Genomic DNA, 18929 nt, shown 5'->3' with positions numbered 1-18929 from the left:
TTAAAAATCAATCCCAATGTTAACAGAGTAAACAGGTGTTAACGGGTAGCGGCCATAATCTACTCCTATGGCTGCAGAGTTAGGGTTTTCAAGGCCACCAACGTGAGAGCCAACTTCCGGATCATATCCTGAGTAACCAGTAATGGTGGCTACGTTCTGGGCGCTTACACCAATTCTGGCCCCTTTAATGTAGCGCAGCTTAGACAGCATTGAAGGCGATAGGTTGTAGCTTAAGGTTATGTTTTTAAGCCTTACAAAAGAGCCATCTTCAACAAATTTGTCTGTGTGGCGTTCAAAGTTGCTGTTCTTATTACCTCCAGACATTCTGGCCACATTGGTACCTGGGTTTGTCAGGTAAGGGTCCAGATGGTCAGGGTCGTCGTCTCTGTAAGCTACATCAGCATAGTTGAATGCATCTACAAACAAGTTCCTGCCCAGGTTGATGTTATTTGGATTCGTGTTTTCCCGGCGGAGATAGTTGTAGATATCATTTCCGATGGTACTTGTAATCAGAACACTTAAATCGAATCCTTTGTAAGAGAAGTTGTTGGTGAAACCTGCATAGTATTTTGGCCATGGGTTACCTATAAACGTCTGATCATCACCGTTGATAATGCCATCGCCATTTACATCCTTATATTTCACATCCCCAACCCAAATGCTGTTTTCAGCAATAGCATACTCATTACCATTGTTATCGGCTGGCAAGGCACTTTCTTGCAGTTCTTCTACTGACTGGAATATGCCTTCTTCTATATACCCATAGAATAACCATGGAGCTTGCCCTACAATAGAGCGCTGTGTCCATTCATTCCACTCTCTTGTTGTACGGTTTAACAAACTGTTTTCAGAAGTAAGGGCCGTCAATTCAGTTTTGAAATGGGAGATGTTAAAGTTAGATCCCCATGTAAAGCTACCATTATCAATGTTGATAGTGTTTAGGGTAATGCTCCATCCTTTGTTTTGCAGAGAACCAACGTTTACAGTAGGAGGTGCTATAGAGCCACTTCCGTTAGTACCCATGTACCAAGGCAATGTACTTTGCAGAATCAGGTTATCTGTATCCTTAATATAGTAATCAGCTTCTATCTGAACTCTGTTTTCGAACAAGCCAAGGTTTATACCAACGTTATTTGTTTTCGTCTCCTCCCACTGATACTCTGGGTTAGGGTATCTGTTTGGTAAGAAGCCTGTGCCCCAAGGTGTTGGACCAGGAGAAAGCGTTCCATAAATAGCCCCACCTTGGCCTTGTGACCCTGTAAGGCCAATTTCGTATCTTAATCTTAAGTCACTAACAAAGGTAACATTAAAGAAATCCTCCTCAGACAATCTCCAGGCAGCCGATACGGAAGGGAAATATCCCCATCTGTTCTCAGGTCCGAAGTTTACAGAACCATCTGCACGAAAAGCAGCCTGAAGAATGTAACGATCACCATAGTTATAGTTAACACGACCCAGATAAGACTCCATTGCCCAATCACCTTGACCACCGTTAGCTACACTTGTTAGCACATCACCTGCATTCAGATCAAGTATGTCATTTGTTTGGAAGCCACGTCTTTCACCGTATAAGTTCTTCCAGGTAGATTCCTGCGACTCATGCGATGCCATAACATTAAGGCTGTGCTTTCCGAACTGCTTCTGGTACTGAAGCATTTGGTTCCAGTTTAAGTAGGTGTTTATACCATTGGTGTTGTTCAGTGTTGCTGTCTCATTTCGCTGATAACCGAACTGGTATGTTGGAAGGAAATAAGTAGAGTTAGAGTAATTTACATTGCCGTTCAAGGATGTATTAAAATCCAGCCCTTCTATTATATGGAAACCTAATTTTATCCCTCCTAAAACCTGCCTTCTGGTTAGGTCATTTGTAGTAATATTGGCAAGCCCAATTGGGTTTGGCGGCGTGAACTGCTCTGCTGTGTTGTCAGATGTTACGGTACCGCCACCATAAGAACCATTAATGTTTCTTACCGGAATGTGAGGAGGCAATTGAATTGCCGTTGATATAATGTTTGATTGTGTGGTAGACAACTGCTCATTGGTTTGAGCGTAGTTAAAGTTACCGTTGATAGTGAGCCATTTCTTTACCTTACTGTCTAAATTTAACCTCACTGAATAACGATCGAACCCTGAACCTATGGCAATACCCTCCTGGTCCAGGTACTCACCTGATAAGTAGTAAGTTGTTTTTTCGCTACCGCCGCTTACGCTTAGCTGATGCTTTTGCATAGGGGCACTTTTAAATAGCTCATCCTGCCAATTAGTTCCTTCACCTAATATAGAAGGGTCTAAAAACTCTTCACGAACTGTTCCGCCTGCAATAGACTTATATTCATTATCCATTTGAGCGTATTGGCGCAAGTTCATCACTTCAAGCTCATTCGGAGGCATTTGTAAACTATACATGAAAGAATAGTTTATACGTGTTTCCCCTGCTTTACCACGCTTAGTAGTAATTAACACAACCCCATTTGTACCTCTTGAACCATAAACTGCTGTAGCAGATGGGCCTTGCAAAACCTCCATACTTTCAATGTCAGATGGATTCAGCGTAGCCAAAGGGTTAGAGCCAGTGGCAGAGTTTGATCCTTCAATCTGCACGCCATCTATTACATAAAGCGGTTCGTTGCTTCCGTTGATGGAGTTTACACCTCTAATATTAACAGAGATACCGCCACCTGGTGCACCTGTGTTCTGTGTAACATACACACCAGCGGCACGGCCTTGAATTGCCTGTTCAATAGTAGTGTTAACTGTTTTCTCAATTTGCTCAGCACCAATAGTTGTCTGAGCTCCTGTGATGTCGCTGCGTCTAAGCTCACCATAGCCAGTTACAACCACTTCATCCAGCACCTTCTGATCCGGAGTTAAACTAACGGTGATGTTAGATCTCCCTCTTACAGGTACTTCCTGTGCTGTAAAACCTATGTAAGACACAACAAGCACTGCATCGCTGGCAGCCTGAAGGGTAAAATTACCTTCAGCATCTGTGATAGCACCATTCGCAGTTCCTTTAACACCTATACTTACACCCGGCAACCCCTGGTTATTTTCCGATGAAACTACTCTACCATTTATTGGCTGTGTTGATTGGGCAAAGCTACAAACCCCTTGCAAAAGCAAAATAGCCAACAGCATGAGGGCTACTTTCCATCCGCTTAAGTGTTTACTTACAGGAATACTTGTCAAATATTCCCTTAATGCGTACATGTTTTTCATCATAAACTTTGTTTTGGTAAAATTTAAATAAATTTATTATTATTCTAACAAATGACAGTTAGTACAAATAAGTTTAGCTTCTTATACTGTTTCCATTCATTTTTTTAATTTTTAATTGGTTAATACTAGGTTTGGCACTTTAAATTATTCTTTGCTCTCTTGTACATTTACTTCTTAAGGTAGACCAACAGCGTTAAAACTATCTTTAGATATTCTTCCAAAATGCTTACTAGTATTGGGTACACCTTATGTTAAAGCAACATCTTTTAATAAGATAAATGTTTCGCTTTTATATCAGGCAGTTACCTTCTGGTAACGGTAGCCAAAGTGAGAGGGAGAGGTCCATATAGCAGGCCGTTCTCTGGTGCTTTGTTTATTATAGATTTCCCCTGGCTATATCTTTTAATTTCTAACATTCCCTCTATCAATAAACTTAATTCTAATTAATGGATCAACCTACAAACTAACAAGTGATTGTAAGATTTGTTCTGATATTTGATCTATTAGTATTATATCATGTTTGTAATTGACTTTAACAATATAATACTATACTGAGCACCATCTAACGAATGTTAGTACATTAAAGTTAAGAATAGTACCCTGCACTGTAGGGCATCAAATGTTTCAAATGCAGGCACAAAATGTTAACAGCTTAAGAACATGCTCAAAAAGAGCTAAGAGTCAAAGAAATTAGAAGCTGTGAAAGGTTTTAAGCTGCTAATATCACTAAATTTCTTTATAAATGTGAGAATAATATAACCAGAGCTTTCCAATGATTATTGACACCATAACATTAAAACAGAGACCTTGCCTGGAAATTCAGGCAAGGTCTCTGTTAAGTAAACATACTATTAGTATTACCTGAACGTCATAATAAATTCTCCATTTGGCCTTAATATTAAGAGTAGTAAGGCAACTCTTTTTTGCACCTAGTTTGACTGTTTATTTACTGAAGCTTCAGCTATTAGACCGCCCTCTTAAACTTGCCTTTATAAAAGTGAAACGTTAAAGCTTGTCACTTCCTCTGATATCTTTTTAACATCATCAGTGTTCCAGGGAAATGATACTGGAAGATATCCCAATCGTTGCCAACCTGGAAATTAATACCCGTCTTCAGTACCTTTATAGTTGTACTAGCGCTGCTTACCGTGGAGCGTTTTATAGCTAGTTTCAGCACCTCTGTCTTCAAGACAGATACTACAAGTTATAGAGAAACTAACTGATAAATTTCATCAGGGCTTTGGAAAGAGTATTTAAAACTCAGATTACTGCTTTTTACTTAAAACTTTTTTAGCTTTTGCTTCTTTAAATGTTATCAAAGCCTCATTTACTTCCTTGGCTAATAAAGCGGCTCCTTCCTCGTTTGGATGGACACCATCATAAGTAAGAGCAGCTTTACCCAGGAAAGGAGTATAGAGGTCTATTGTCTCTACCTTTGTCTTTCGGGCAATTTTATTAATTGCAGGTAAAATCTCCTCTTTCACTATACGCTCTGTTATCCCCCATTTATCTTCGAAAACAGGAAGAGGTTTACAGATATAAACCTTTGGTTTGGAAGGCAAGTTTTTAAAAGACTTAACTAACGCCACGTAATCTTCAACAAAGTTTTCCTTATACTTCCAGTTCTGTGGCTTTGTATCGTTTGTCCCTAACTTGATGATGACTACATCCGGATTCCAGTTCAACACTTCTGTGTACTTGGCTTCGATCCAATACGGATAATCGCCTTTCTTTAGTAGTGTTCTTCCTCCAATGCCATAGTTACGTACCTCATACTCCTCTCCCAACAGTTCCTGTAGTGCCTGCGGATAAGTTGTTTTTAGCCCTGCTCCCTCTGTTATACTATTTCCCACACAAGCTACTTTTACTTTATACTGCGCCTGTGCCCCTACAGATAATAACAGCATTATACTAAAGGTTATGAAATTCAGAACTGCCTTTCTCATTTTTTTGATGATAGTAATGACAATTTAGTCCAAATGGAGACTATACTATAATTCTCTGATCCAGATATTGCGGTAAGCAACTGGGTTGCCATGGTCCTGTAACGTAATAGGTGCTTTACCATGCTTTTTGTATTCTGGCAGACCTATGTATTCCGTCGGTCCTTTCACTTCTACATCGTTTTGCACCAACACACCATTATGCAGTACCGTTACACGAGCAGGTGAAAACACAGCGCCATCTTCTTTAAAACGAGGAGCAGTATAAATAATGTCATATACGTTCCACTCAGTTGGTTTACGTGTAGCATTAACCAGCGGCCGATGCTGCTTGTATATACTCCCCGCCTGACCATTGGAGTACGTGCGGTTGTTGTAAGAATCCAACACCTGCACCTCGTAGCGGTCCTGCAAAAAAATGCCGCTGTTGCCTCTGCCCTGGCTGGAACTTTGTACCTGGTCTGGCGCACTCCATTCTATATGCAACTGAAAGTCTTCAAAATTACGTTTTGTTGAAATATCACCTTTTCCAACAGTAAACTCACCGTTCTTTACCTGCCACTTTGCATCTCCACCTCCACTTTTGGCTTTCCATTGCGACAGATCTTTGCCATCGAAAAGCACTATTGCATCAGAAGGTGCAGAATTGTTATTGCCTGGGGTAACTACACGTGGCTCCGGTTCCCAGAACTCTGTCATTTCAGGCACCATTTTAGGAGGAGTAGGCACCTCTTGTGCCTGAGCATTGGTGTAGGCTAAAAAACTAAAGGCTATCGCTACTACTGCAGTTTTTCCTGTAGTAAAGAAACTTGTGTTCATGTTTGTCTGTGCGTTTATCTTTGAATATAAGGGTTAACCGTTAACTTTCCTTTGTCCTAGTTTAATGTGTTGATCCAGGCGGCAATTTTAAGCGCCTCATCTTTGGGCACCTGGGGCATTGGCGGCATAGGCGTAGCATACCCTGGCCAGTTATCAGGCTTAGGAGTATGTATCAGCTCTACAATCTGGCTATTGGTATACTTACGCTTCGCAACGTCTTTAAAAGCTGGCCCTACCTGTTTTTTATCTGCATTGTGGCAAGCTAGACACGTGTTTTTAGCCAACAATGGTTTCACATCATCAAAGGTTAAAGCTTCTTTAACTGGAGCAGTCTTAGCAGATACTTTTTTAGAGGCTGCTTTTGTTGAAGCTTTTGCAACAGTCTTTTTTGTAGCCTTTGCGGCGGCGGCTCTTCGCTTAGCCTCCTCAGCTGAGTTTCGGGTACTTATCTCTGTCAATGCCAGCTTTTCACCATCAGGAATGCTATTTAACGTGTAATAACCAAATGGATGTACCAGTGTATAGTAATTTTCCTTAGCCCGCACACCATCTAACTTCAGTAAATGAATATAGCCTTCGCGCAAGCCATCTACTACAATTCGTGCTTTCATACCATCATCAGACAGCTTTACCCCCTTTACCGGCAATTGTTTCTGGTTAACTGTTGGGCTACCGTATACAGCATGGTACTTATAGATGAAGCTTTCTACAGCATAAGAGGCTACATCCTCTGCTGACTTTTTATCTACAGGCGCCGTAAACTCAACTTCAAAACCATCAGGCATGGCACGCACTGTTCTCATCTCAAATGGAACCTTATTGTTCCATACCAGGCGCTGTAAGCCTTCGTTGGCCTCACCAGCAGAGCCCCAACCCCGGTTTGTTTCACCTATAAATAAGGAGCCATCTTTTGCCCAATCCATTCTTAACACACCCGACTGAAACCCACTACGGAAATCAAAAGCCACGCCCTGGTATTCCCCGTTTACTTTTTCCAGCACCACACGCATTATTTTGCTCTGCCCCTGGTCCCCTACCAGCAGTTGTCCTTCAAAAGGGCCAAAGTTTCCTTCCGGAATCTTAATTATCTCAGAATTAGAGATGCCATAGATACCATGTGGCAGCCAGACAGCCGGCAATTGTAGCTCCGGGAACTGCTTCTTCATGTCGAACATCGTGACAAACTCCTCGTTCTGCCTGTTCTCAGGCTTTACGGGCTCCCCTCTTTCATCGACCTCATTACGAGAATCCATTTTAGCAAACACCTGCTCCTGCGTTAGTTTTACAGGTGACTCAGGAGAACTGGTCCAGCGCAGGCCACCAGGGTGAACAGTAAAAGAACCTTTCTTCACATGCCAAATACCACCTGAGCCAACCCAATCGCCTTGGTTTTCAGCATAGAATAGTTCCCCATCAACCATACCCAAGCCAGCTGGCGATCGCATACCTGTTGCCCAAGGTTCCATTTTACCATCTTCGGTTATATGCAACATCCAGCCCCGCCAGGGAGCCAGGCTCTTAGCATGCCACCACGGGTTCGGAAAACCTAGGTTAGTCGACACAAAGAAAGATCCGTCAGGAGCTAGTTTAGGACCAAAACTGTACTCGTGATAGTTACCCGACAGAGGCCAGGCATAAACGGTTTCGAACAGATCAGCTTTGCCGTCATTATCTGTGTCAGTCAGTTTCGTAAGCTCCCCTCTTTGCGCACAATATAAGGCACCATCTTTATAAGCCAGACCTAATACTTCATGCAAGCCTGAGGCAAACTTCCGAAAAAACGGACGGGCACTGGTTGGGTTCTCTGCTATAAAAATGTCGCCTCTGCGTGTTGCTATTCCTAAATCACCATTTGGCAAAACAACCAACCCCCCCACTTCCAGTAAAGTACCCTCTGGAGAGCTTATACGCATTATTTTAAAGAAGTCTTCCTCCATAGGCGACTCCTGCGCCTTTAAGGTTGTACCAATGCCCGCTACCAATGCTGCCATGAGCATAACATTCAGCACAAATTTTTTACCTATATTCTTCATGTGTAAAAACCCTCTTAATGTTAGAAAAGAATAGAATAAGTTAGCTTCTCACGTACAGGTACAATCAGTTCCTGGTGACCTGCCACGTTACGCACCACTGGTTTTGCCCCTGCTGTATCCTCCACACGCACATAGTAAGATTTATCATCTATCAGATACATGCCTTTTCCTGCTTCTTCAATCTTGTTCCCCTCTACTAAACGCACATATAAATTAGCCGAAGGATTTTGAACGATTAATTCCCGTCGTAGCCCCTGGCCGTTTTCAATAACATTAATCGCATCCATAACAATAGCTCCATTTACCTCATAGCTGAAAGTAGGCTCCGACTTCTTATTTAATTTATAACTTTTAGGGTGATAAGCACTTCCTGTAGTGTCTGTTGTCCAAGCCTCCTGCTCGGAGGCAAGTTTAGCTACGGTTAATGCTGGCTTTCCGAAATACTGCACAGAGCCTAGTGCACGCGAGGATCCGTCGCCACGCTCATGCCACATAGGCGTTGCATCTAAAAACCCTCCTCGCCATAGCTGCACAATAGTACCATGATCCATGTCGTATGTGTAATGTAACTCTGCAGGACTGCCCACCGATATAGCATGCGTCACGCGCTGGTCGCCCGGTAAATCTATAAAGCTCCGCAGAATTGGCCTTTCCTGGGCATCTACTATAATAGGATCTACTACATCTGCCAGGCCAACCTCTTTATCGCTAATCAGGAACTCCCGCAACGCAGGACCAGACACCCGCAAAGCTAAAGCAGGCTGAGCCCAGTCCATGTACTTGGCATACAGTAGCTCGAATGGAACTTCACCGGCGGGCAATGCTACGGTCCCTTTCCCGTTCCAGGCACGCATAGGTACTACCTCCTGCTTGTTAACTCTTACCAGACCCGAACCTCCAGGGGTTTCCACATTAAAAGTATACTCACCTGCTTCTTTAACAACCAATGTGCCTGTGTACCGAATCAGGAATCGCCTTGCCGTAGTATTTAAGTTTGATGTCAGAATACCAGATGTTCCTTCCGCCTCTGGAGGTATGCTATCGTACTGTGGTTCCTGCTCATATCTGCCTCCGTACACTATATAAGAGATATTCTTAAGCTCTGGACGAGGTTTGTTGTAGTGAGTTACTTTGATATTGCGAAAAGCTACTGCGCCGTGGTCGCCTTGCAGGCGCAGCGGACCCATTGCTTTTTCTTCGTTACTAGTGGCACCGCGTGTAGGGCCGAAAAGTTCTATGTTCTCGTGTATTGCCACACCATTGAGTTCTACACGTAGTAGCTTGGCATTCTCTGTTTTGTTACCACTGGCATCGAAGCGTGGTGCCTGAAAAGAAATTTTCAGGTGTTGCCACAGGCCCGGGGCACGTCCTGCATTTTGGCGCGGTGCATACCCCTGATAGCCCTGCTGCCCCTTCGGACGGCTCTCATCCCAACGCTCATACACGCCACCATTACTGCTTGCTGAAACACCCGTTGCTCCCCAATTATCGGCCAATTGTAACTCATAACGCCCTTGCAGATAGATACCTGAATTAGAACCTTTAGCCATCATATAATCAAGCTCCAAGTCTACATCACCATGTTCAATATCTGTAAAGAGATCCTTGCCTTTATTCTTTTTGGTCGGGATGTTGACAAGAATACCTGTTCCCTCACTTACATTCAGCTTATTTGGCTTATCAAGATCAACTGTTACGTCTCCTGCTATTTGCCAGCTTTTTCCGGGGCTTTGGAAAGAAGAAAGATCATTCAGATTGATTGACATAACCTGGCTACTTGCTGGTGGCGCCAGGGTCACACAAACTAAAAGAGCGCAAGCTGCCCCTACTTTTTTCAAGGATAAAAACCAAAAGTTCAACATTTCTTTTCTTATACAATAAAGTGATGTAGCAACATATTTAAACAGGCTTCTCAAATCAGAATTACTCCGCAACTCTAAATGCTAATAGTTCTTCATTATTATCCTTTATTTCCCACGCAATGATGAAGGGCTGTAGTTTTGAAAGCCACCGCAGCTTTTGCTATTCTATATTGATGATAACGGAGGCAGGCTCCAATCCATCAGAAGTAGCCGTTAGCGTTACCTCGCCTGCTTCTTCCTTTGCCTGAAGTATAGCCAGGGCCAAGCCATGGAAAGCAGATCGTTGGCTCGCCTTGAAAGGCTCCATACTTGTCTGCAGGCCATTGTCCACGCCCGCAATAAAGGCATTGCCTGCTATCTTAAAGTTAACCATATTGTCGGCCCCTGGCACTATATTTCCATCTTTATCTAAAATTTTTACTGTTACAAAAGAAAGGTCTTTGCCGTCAGCTTTAATGTTTTCGCGATCAGCTTTCAGCATAATTTTAGCAGGAGCACCAGCAGTTTTCACCTCCTTCGTCAGCACTTCTTTGCCATCTTTTCTGGAAACGGCTCTAAGTGTGCCTGGCTGAAAAGGTATGCGCCACATCACGTGCAGGTCATCGCCTTCCTTCTTTTTCGTGCCTAAAGCCTTACCGTTCAGGAATAGTTCTACCTCATCGGCATTGTTATAATAAGCCCAAACATCTACTAACTTGCCTGGCTTCCAGTTCCAGTGCGGGAACACGTGCAGCACAGTTTCGTTTGTCCACTCGCTCTTGTACATGTAGTAAGAGTCTTTCGGGAAACCTGCCAAGTCTACTACACCAAAGTAGGAGCTACGGGCAGGCCATCCATAAGGCGTCGGCTCACCGATATAGTCAAAACCTGTCCAGATAAACATGCCCGACAAGAAGTCGTGCTTCTTCATTACTTTCCAGGTTTCTTCGTGCGTGGAGCCCCACGGCGCGCTTACGTTATCATAAGCTGAAACGGTCAAGTCTTCGTTACCATCTGTAAACGGCTCGTCCCATTTATAAGGCCAGCGGCGGATGCTGTCGGAAGGCATATCGTAGCTGCCACGGGTTGCCAGGGCAGAGGTTGTTTCCGTTGCGATAAATTTTTCTCCAGGGAAAGTCTCCGGAAACTTCTCAAAGTCCTGATGGTGGTAGTTGAAACCAACCAAATCCAGCTCACCAGATTTATAGATGGTGTTGTGCGGGTAGGGCTCATTTAAGCCAGCTGTGATAGGCCTGGTTTTATCAAGGTTCTTTACAATATGCGCCAACTCTGTGGCTATAAGCGTGCCCGTACTGTCTCCCTGCTCTGGAATCTCATTGCCAATACTCCAGATAAATACGCTTGGGTGGTTACGGTCGCGCCGGATAAAATCCTGCAGATCCTGCTTGTGCCACTCATCCCACACATGGCTATAGTCGTACTTGCTCTTCTCCTTCTTCCACATATCAAACATTTCATCCATCACAATAAAACCCATTTTATCGCATAGCTCCAGCAGTTCCGGTGCTGGCGGGTTATGTGAGGTACGGATGCCGTTTACTCCCATGCCTTTCATTATCTCCAGTTGGCGCTCTAATGCACGGGTATTAATGGCTGCACCTAAAGCCCCAAGGTCGTGGTGATTACAGACACCTAATATTTTCATTTGCTTTCCGTTCAATGAAAAGCCTCTCTCTACATCAAAGTTAAAATAGCGGATCCCCAATGGTGTCTCGAAGTTATCCACCACTTCACCATCCTGCTCTACCAGTGTGACTACTTTGTATAAGTATGGCTCTTCCACTGACCAAAGCCGAGGGTTTTCCACCGTTAGGTTCTGATCAAACTCATTGGTTTCTGCATTTAGCTGTAGGTTGTCAGACGTAACACGAGCTACTTCCCTGTTATCCGCATCATAAATAACAGAGCTTAGAGCATAGCCATCCTTTTGCGTTGCTTTACCATCAATCTTAGTCTTGATAGCTATTCTTGCTATTTGCTCGTTTACTTCAGGAGTGGTAACAAAAGTACCCAAATGCGCTACGTGCACTGGGTTTGTCTTCACCATCCACACATTGCGGTAAATACCAGAGCCAGAGTACCAGCGGGAGTTAGGCTGCTGCGAGTTATCTACCTTAACCGCTATCACATTTTCTTGGTCACCATAGTTAAGGTAAGGAGTTAAGTCATAACGAAAGGAGATGTAGCCATTAGGCCGCTTTCCCAGATACTGGCCGTTAACCCACACCTCACTGTTGGTATATACGCCGTCGAAGTCGATAAAGAACAACTTTCCTTTATCTTCTTCACTAACGACAAATGATTTCCTGTACCAGCCGATACCTCCTGGCAAAGCACCTCCGCCTGTACCGGCAGGGTTGTCTTTGCTGAACTCTCCTTCTACACTCCAATCGTGCGGCAGGTTTAGCTTACGCCATTGCGAATCATCGAAATTAGCTGCCTGAGCATTTTGCTGGTCTCCAAGGTGAAAAGACCAGTCTTTGGTAAAATCTGTTCTTTTTCTTATCTGCATCTCCGACTCATCTGCCGAAAAGCTTATTGTGGATTTGCAGGCGTACATGCCTAAAACAGCTACAAGTACAAGTGTAAACCTGCACATATTTATGGTGGCTCTGTTAAACGTTTTGTGCATTTTTTAAGCAGGCTGCTATGGCCCAGGTATTGTGATTGATGAACTTTGACAACGTCTGATATTTGGCACTTATATCAGTTTAATCTTTTATAGTAAAGTGGAATAGAAAAACCAACACGAACAACTCTACTACTTTGGAGTTGTTCGTGTTGGTTAGTATTAAAGTGCACTTATGGAATTATATAATGAAATGCGAACCATTCGTCTTTTGCTTCATCATAGCTTGTACCAAACCAGATGCCTTTGTTTTCATACTCTCCAGGGAAGGCCTTTACTACTTTTATTGTGCTGGTTGTTGGGCTTAAACTGCTATTTTGGTTTTGAATTAAAGTATTGTTACCGCCTAGCACAATGGTATTTTCCTCTTCATTGATGGTGAAAGTACCAGTAGTGGTTACCCCGTTCTGTGAGCGCGTATAATTCTGGGTTCCTCCAAATCGGTCGAAACGTATCCAGGAACTCTCAGCTACTTCATCCCAGGAATCGTTCCATCCCCAGTCTCTGGAATCATCGCTGGAGGTTGTCCAGCCATTACCTCCAGCTATCCAATCTACCGGATTGCCGGCTGCATCTAATTGCCACACACGACCAGAAGAAGGTCCGCCAGCCAGCATTGTCAACAATTCGCCAGGTGCAAACTCCGGGTCAAAGCCTTCATCATCAGGGGCAGGACCTGAAGGCACCCAATTATCAGAGTACTCTTTTGATATGAAGTTATATACCAACATAGCGGGTCCTTCACCGTCTACATCCTTGTCGCGTATTACTCCAAGCCGTAAGATATTCTCATCCAGAGCAAGAACAGTATAGTTGGTCCAGTCGCTTATGCCGCTAATACCGTTTTTACTAGGCTTGTAGCCCCGCAGGATAGAAGCATCATTTATCGTCAGTGTTTTTTCGTTTACGTTAAGCGAGTAAGTTCCTGTCTGTGTAATCCCTCCCTCCATTGGTTTTGTGGCACTAAAGTTAGGGCCTCCTATTAGGTTAAAGGTCATAACGCCATAGTCACCCTCAGCCATTATATTTGGATATATATCGGAAAGTCCAGGCGCCCAGGTCCAGCAATCGCTTCCATAACATCCGGTTTCTTCAGCACCATCGGCCCAAGACTCACCTCCGGCCAACCAGCCGTTATCAACGCCATAGAAGGAGATAGGACCAGAGAAATACTTTCCTTCGGTATCTAGTACCCAGTCCTTTTCATTGCCAGGGCCACCTGTTAGAGCAATCCACAGAGGGTCGTTTACATAATTCAGGTTATCTTCTGTTACCTGAATGGTAACAGGGTCCATTTCTACTACACCACCAGCTGTCATGGCCGAGAACTTGATTACATACTCACCTTGGAAAGCAAAATGAACGGTATCTATAGTGCGAGTAGAACGGCCAGTACCATAATCCCACATAGATACGGTTCCCGGAGTTTCATTGATCATGATGACTGTGTTCCCTCCTGGGTCAGTCTCATAGTCCTGCACTACTTTGTAATGGATTTCGGACCGATCGAGCATTCTGCCCAATTCATAATCATCATCCTGACACGATGCCATAAAAAGCACAGGGGCAAGCAGAAGATAAAATAGAAGTTTAAAATTTTTCATCTGTTTATGTTTTTATTGATCAGATGGAAGCTTCCATGTGTAAAACAAAGTTGATGCTCTTCCGATAAAAAAGAGCAACACACTCAGCTTGTTTTATCAGATGGAAGATCTCATACTGCTTAAGTTATAGTTACCAGCCTGGGTTTTGCTGCAGGGTACCGTTAGACAAGTTAATTTGATTAACAGGTATCTGCTGTAAACCGTTGGTTTGCTCAATATTGCTAGCCGATATTGTTTTGGTAGTAGCAGTACCGGCATTTAAAACGGTGGTTGTCTCAGCGATTGCTGAAGCAGCAACGCTAACTCCCTGGCGGAGCAGGTCCCAATAACGGATACCTTCAAATGCCAACTCTAACCGACGCTCCTTCATAAGGTTGTCCATTGTTACCGGTATCGAAGCAAAATTATCCTTATAAGCGCGTCTTCTCACAGCATCGAAGTATGTTTGTGCATTCGGGCTACCTAATTCTGCGGCCATCAACAACACATCGGCATAGCGTATCGATATAAAATCCTGGTATTGGCTAATCTGGAAGCTTTGAATACCAAGCTCATCAACTACAACTATGGGCTTACCCTCTTCATTCACTATAGGAGTATATTTTTTGTTATAATACCCCGTATATTCCCGCTGCCTGCTTTGACTGGTAAAATCAAGATCTTCGTCATCTATTGAGATTATGGAGGCTGTTCTGCGTGTATCGTTCTCGCTGTAGGCGTTCCAAAGGTCAGGAGTTACAGTACCTCCTCCCCAACCATTACCGTATGGGTAAATAGCCTGCTCACGCATACCTAACAAGACTAACCAATGGTTTCCGTCTGTGTTTCCTTCATAGTCGCTCGTGTAAGTGTATTTGATGGCAAACACTGTTTCTTTATTATTCTCACCAACATAATCGGTTAAGGAAGCCGCAGGCCACAGAGCAGCGAAGTCTTCCACTAAGCCGAATCCTCCATTCGCGATCACGTCTTCTACATAAGCAAGTGTCTGGGCTTTGTCTACAACACCTACCAGGTCAGGTTTCCTGTAATAACCTGTATAGTAAAGATAAACACGACCCAATAAAGCTTCAGCCGCCCATTTTGTAACTCTTCCGTAAGTGGCAGGAGTTTGAGCAGTATACGGAACAGATGGAAGGTTATCCGCAGCGAATTTCAGGTCTTCCGCAATTACCTGATACACTGAGTCAGGAGAAGCCTGTGATATGTACTCAACGGAAGGTTCGGTAAGCAAAGGAATGTTGCCCCACAACCTAACCATATCAAAGTAAAGAAAAGCACGAATGAACCTGGCTTCTGACTCGTATGTAGCCCGTAATTCCTCATTACCTGTCCAGTCAATTTGATCCATCTTACTGATCAGTGTATTACAACGGAAAACCGCTCTGTAATAAGCTTCCCAATTTGCCTCATACAGGTTTGGAGTTGACGGCGAACGAGACTTGTCAAACTCATCAATCATCTGGTATTTAAAATCGTCAGAGGCACCTGTGCCGCCATAAGCATTATCAGAGAGCACTTCCGAAGCTACAGGAAAGCTTACTCCGTCAGCCCAAATGATTTGCAAGCCGTCGTAACACCCTACTAAAGCAGTATAAGCATCTTGGGGTGTTTTGTAAAAGTTGGATTCTGTAGCCTGTATTTGGGGCTGTGCGTCAAGAAAATCGTCCGTACAGGCTCCTAATGCTGCCAGGCCTAAAACCAATATATATCTGTTTATATTTTTCATGTTATCTACGCGCTGTCTACTTAAAATTTAATGTTAGCACCAACCATCACTGTTCTTGGCCGTGGATAATATCCTAGATCAATACCTGAAGCAAAACTGTTGGTATAGCCGATTTCAGGGTCCATGCCTTCGTACTTTGTGAAGGTATATAGGTTTTGAACTGATGCATACACCCTTAACTGACTTATAAAATTTTTCTGAATCAGTTTACCAAGATCATACCCAACTGTAATATTGCTGATTCTCAGGAAGTCTCCATCGTGGATATACAGATCAGAAAAGGTTGTCCAGTTACGGTTATCCTCTGTTACCCGTGGCATAGTGTTAGAGGAACCTGGCCCGTGCCAGCGATCTAAAATAGCCGTGGTATAGTTGGCATAAATAGAGTGGTTGCGGTACGACTGCACAATCTGGTTTCCGGCTACACCGGAAGCAAGTAAAGAGAAATCAAACGCCTTGTAATTACCAGAAAGTGTAATACCAAATGTATAATCAGGATTTGGATTTCCAATTTCGGTATTATCCATCGTATTGATTACACCGTCTCCATTTTGGTCAACATAACGTAAATCGCCTGGCTGAGCATTTGGCTGAATAACTGTTCCTTCTGTTGATCTATAAGAAGAAACCTCTTCCTCACTCTGAAAAATACCGTTGGTCTGTAATCCCCAGAAGTAACCGATTGGATGCCCATTCTCGGCTCTGTAAAATTCTGCCGAATTATCAAACAGTTGGTTGGCATCACCGTGTATAACGCCATCCGCAGTAGGAATCTGACCAACTCTGTTCTTGTTATAGCTACCGTTAACCCCAAATGTATAGTTAAAGTCTCCAATATTGTCGCTGTATGAAAGCGCCAGTTCTATTCCTTTATTAGTTACATTACCACCATTGATAAATGGAGGCTCAGCACCTGCGGTTGCTGGTACAGGCGCCCGCACTAGCCAATCTTTGGTTTTTTTAGTATACCAGTCGAAAGTGGCGTTTAGTCTACCATCCAGGAAGCGGGCATCAAAACCGATGTCTGTCTGTTCTGAAGTCTCCCATTTCACATTCTCGTTACCATATCTGCCAGGATAAGCACCAGCTGTAAGGGCGCCCTCTTCATCTCCGAATGTATAGTTGGTGTTCGCAATCTCAACAAGTGTCAGGTACTGGTAGAAATCGATGTTCTGGTTACCCACCTGTCCCCAGCTTGCACGTAGCTTAAAGTAGCTTAGCCAGTCTTGGGTGCTAGCCATAAAAGACTCATTAGAGAGTACCCAACCAGTAGAAACAGACGGGAAGTATCCCCAACGGTTGGCTGGCGCGAATCTAGAAGAACCGTCGGCACGGAAAGTAGCATTCAATAAATAAGTTTCCTTATAGTTATAGTTTAACCTTCCAAAGTAAGACATTCTTCTGTCCTGATCATAGGGCCCTCCGGTAAGCGTAATAGCGCCACCATCATTGTTTGTAGCATTTGATAACCAAGCATAATCCAGACCTGAGAGCACCAGGTTGGTATTGCTACCATAAATATTTGTCCCGTTGTTGCGATAGGCCGATGTACCCAGCATCACCTCAAATCCATGATCCTGATTTAGATTAAAGTTATAACTCAACAAGTTATCCCAGTTATAATTATAGCCTTTATTAAGTGACTGGCTTGCACGTGTCACAGTATTCAGCGCATATATTGACAACTGATACGTTGGCAGATACGAGCGACTTTCACCGGCAGCATAGTTCAGGCCAAAGCTGGTTCTGAAGCGCAGGTTCTTGATAGGCTCTACAACCACATACACATCACCTAACAGCCGTTGGTTATTTCTCCTGTTTTGGTTGCTATATACTGCCAGTGCGTAAGGGTTTGCTTCGCCAGTAAACCAGCTAGATTCGCTGTTGTCATAGAAGTTGCCTTCTTCGTCATACATCGGAACAAACGGGCTCGTATTAAAAGCTCCACGTAACGAGTTGTTGTACTGGTTGCCAACCCCGATGCCGTTACTTTGGATATAAGCAAAGGTTAAATGTTCTCCAAGTGTAATGATATCGTTGTAAAACTTGTGCTCAGAGTTTAAGCGGGCGTTATAGCGCTCATAGTTAGATAAGGCTTTACCGCCTACAATACCTTCCTGAGAAGTATAAGACAGCGAAGCGGAGAAGTTAGAGTTCTCAGAGCCGCCCTGAGCACCCAATGAGTAATTCTGCGTAACGGCATCGTCTACAAACATCTCGTCTATCCAGTCTGTACCTGTGCCCATTGCAGCAATTTCATCATTGGTAAAATACGGTAGCTTGCCTGAATTTACTGCCGCCTCATTCATAATAGAAGCATACTGCTGTGAGTTCAACAGGTCAACTTTTCGTCCCAGGTTCTGAACACCAAAGTAAGTGTCAAACGTTACTTTAGCTGGCTGCCCTGATTTTCCTTGCCTGGTCGTGATCAGCACCACGCCGTTGGCCGCCTGCGAACCGTAGATAGCAGCAGAAGCCGCATCTTTCAACACATCAATAGAAGCTATATCCGCTGGATTCAGATAATCGATATTGTCTGTTAATACACCATCCACCACATAAAGCGGGCTTGCGTTTCCTACAGTACCGACACCGCGAATAAGTACGCGCATGCTCTCGCCTGGCTGGCCCGAAGTTGAAGAAATCTGCACACCCGGTGCCTGCCCTTGTAAGGCTTGTAAAGCGTTTGTGGTGCTTTGCTTCTGGATGTCCTCTCCTTCTACCTGCGTAGTAGCCCCTGTAACCAGCTTCTTCTTTTGAGTACCGTAACCTACCACCACTACTTCATCCAGCATTTCCTGATCAGTGGCTAAGGTTATATTTATTTGCGTTCTCCCGTTAACAGGCACTTCCTGAGTTTTAAAACCGATGTAAGACACCACAAGAACGGCGTCATTAGCAGCCTGAACAGTGTAATTACCCTCTACGTCAGTTATACCTCCAGTAGATGTACCTTTGACAGCAATACTTACTCCGGGTAGTCCTGTTCCATCTGCCTCAGATGTTACACGCCCCCTGACCGTTTGTTGAGCATAGGCTGTTCCACACAGGTAGAGCAACCAGGCTAATAGAAATAACTTCCTCATATGAG

Annotated in this window: 9 protein-coding genes; all 9 read right to left on the bottom strand. The window is 43.8% G+C overall.

Annotated elements, in window-relative coordinates:
* The 9 genes from LN995_RS14235 to LN995_RS14195 all read right to left on the bottom strand — a co-directional run bounded on the left by LN995_RS14235 (position 1) and on the right by LN995_RS14195 (position 18924).
* Positions 1-3222: a SusC/RagA family TonB-linked outer membrane protein gene (locus tag LN995_RS14235; RefSeq protein ID WP_229961754.1), complete on the bottom strand. Its 3222-nt coding sequence runs from the start codon at positions 3220-3222 to the stop codon at positions 1-3.
* 1262 nt (positions 3223-4484) lie between these two features.
* A complete protein-coding gene (locus tag LN995_RS14230) occupies positions 4485-5126 on the bottom strand; it encodes a GDSL-type esterase/lipase family protein (protein ID WP_229961753.1) in 642 nt (213 codons plus the stop codon).
* 84 nt (positions 5127-5210) lie between these two features.
* Positions 5211-5981, bottom strand: a complete 771-nt coding sequence (locus LN995_RS14225; RefSeq protein ID WP_229961752.1) for a 3-keto-disaccharide hydrolase — start codon at positions 5979-5981, stop codon at positions 5211-5213.
* A 56-nt stretch (positions 5982-6037) separates the two neighbouring features.
* Positions 6038-8014 carry a c-type cytochrome gene (locus LN995_RS14220; RefSeq protein WP_229961751.1) on the bottom strand — a complete coding sequence of 659 codons (1977 nt, stop codon included), beginning with the start codon at positions 8012-8014 and terminating at the stop codon, positions 6038-6040.
* Positions 8015-8034: 20 nt separating this feature from the next.
* Entirely contained in the window at positions 8035-9780 is a 1746-nt protein-coding gene (locus tag LN995_RS14215) for a family 16 glycoside hydrolase (RefSeq protein WP_229961750.1), read from the bottom strand.
* Between the two features lie 256 nt (positions 9781-10036).
* Entirely contained in the window at positions 10037-12508 is a 2472-nt protein-coding gene (gene galB / locus LN995_RS14210) for a beta-galactosidase GalB (protein ID WP_229961749.1), read from the bottom strand.
* A gap of 170 nt (positions 12509-12678) precedes the next feature.
* The gene (locus LN995_RS14205; protein ID WP_229961748.1) at positions 12679-14109 is read right to left on the bottom strand and encodes a hypothetical protein; all 1431 of its coding nucleotides are present in this window, start codon (positions 14107-14109) and stop codon (positions 12679-12681) included.
* A 130-nt stretch (positions 14110-14239) separates the two neighbouring features.
* A complete protein-coding gene (locus LN995_RS14200) occupies positions 14240-15838 on the bottom strand; it encodes a RagB/SusD family nutrient uptake outer membrane protein (protein ID WP_229961747.1) in 1599 nt (532 codons plus the stop codon).
* Positions 15839-15858: 20 nt separating this feature from the next.
* Positions 15859-18924 carry a SusC/RagA family TonB-linked outer membrane protein gene (locus LN995_RS14195; RefSeq protein WP_229961746.1) on the bottom strand — a complete coding sequence of 1022 codons (3066 nt, stop codon included), beginning with the start codon at positions 18922-18924 and terminating at the stop codon, positions 15859-15861.
* Between the last annotated feature and the right edge of the window lie 5 nt (positions 18925-18929).

The sequence above is a fragment of the Pontibacter silvestris genome, from assembly GCF_020907275.1.
Taxonomy (GTDB): Bacteria; Bacteroidota; Bacteroidia; order Cytophagales; family Hymenobacteraceae; genus Pontibacter; species Pontibacter silvestris.
Note: the sequence above shows the minus strand (reverse complement) of the source record. Positions and strands in the feature narration are given on the sequence as shown.

Bases quoted from the DNA above. Each gene is read 5' to 3' on its own strand.
- LN995_RS14235 (WP_229961754.1), bottom strand. From the start codon at position 3,222: ATGATGAAAAACATGTACGCATTAAGGGAATATTTGACAAGTATTCCT.
- LN995_RS14230 (WP_229961753.1), bottom strand. From the start codon at position 5,126: ATGCTGTTATTATCTGTAGGGGCACAGGCGCAGTATAAAGTAAAAGTA.
- LN995_RS14205 (WP_229961748.1), bottom strand. From the start codon at position 14,109: ATGAAAAATTTTAAACTTCTATTTTATCTTCTGCTTGCCCCTGTGCTT.
- galB (WP_229961749.1), bottom strand. From the start codon at position 12,508: ATGCACAAAACGTTTAACAGAGCCACCATAAATATGTGCAGGTTTACA.
- LN995_RS14200 (WP_229961747.1), bottom strand. From the start codon at position 15,838: ATGAAAAATATAAACAGATATATATTGGTTTTAGGCCTGGCAGCATTA.
- LN995_RS14220 (WP_229961751.1), bottom strand. From the start codon at position 8,014: ATGAAGAATATAGGTAAAAAATTTGTGCTGAATGTTATGCTCATGGCA.
- LN995_RS14195 (WP_229961746.1), bottom strand. From the start codon at position 18,924: ATGAGGAAGTTATTTCTATTAGCCTGGTTGCTCTACCTGTGTGGAACA.
- LN995_RS14225 (WP_229961752.1), bottom strand. From the start codon at position 5,981: ATGAACACAAGTTTCTTTACTACAGGAAAAACTGCAGTAGTAGCGATA.
- LN995_RS14215 (WP_229961750.1), bottom strand. From the start codon at position 9,780: ATGTCAATCAATCTGAATGATCTTTCTTCTTTCCAAAGCCCCGGAAAA.